We start from the raw sequence: 374 nt of genomic DNA, 5'->3' as shown, positions 1-374 counted from the left end.
CGTTCGCGCTGACGGCGCTCGAACTGCTGGTCGCCTGCCTGCAGGCCTACGTCTTCGCGGTGCTGACCTGCATGTACCTGAACGACGCTCTGCACCCGAGCCACTGATCGATTTTCACCGGCGCCCCGGCGCCAGCATACCCAACGTACCAACTGCAACGAAGAAGCAACCACAGGAGTTTTGAAATGGACGCAACTGCAGCAGCTGCTATCGGCGCTGGTATCGCCTGCATCGGCATGGGCGGCGCCGGCATCGGCCTCGGCAACATCTTTGGCAGCTATCTCTCGGGCGCGCTTCGCAACCCGTCGGCTGCCGACGGCCAGTTCGGCCGCCTGATCTTCGGCTTCGCCGTGACCGAAGCTCTGGGCATCTTC

Annotated in this window: 1 protein-coding gene and 1 pseudogene; both read left to right on the top strand. The window is 63.6% G+C overall.

Features of this window, described 5'->3' with window-relative positions; genetic code table 11:
• Window positions 1–107: pseudogene (locus EN859_RS35840) on the top strand (F0F1 ATP synthase subunit A); the annotation flags it as partial.
• 78 nt (window positions 108–185) lie between these two features.
• Window positions 186–374, top strand: a 189-nt coding sequence (locus EN859_RS35835) for a F0F1 ATP synthase subunit C (protein ID WP_135913642.1), incomplete at its 3' end; no start/stop codon positions are given.

Source organism: Mesorhizobium sp. M00.F.Ca.ET.216.01.1.1 (assembly GCF_004010325.2).
GTDB lineage: Bacteria > Pseudomonadota > Alphaproteobacteria > Rhizobiales > Rhizobiaceae > Mesorhizobium.
Note: the sequence above shows the minus strand (reverse complement) of the source record. Positions and strands in the feature narration are given on the sequence as shown.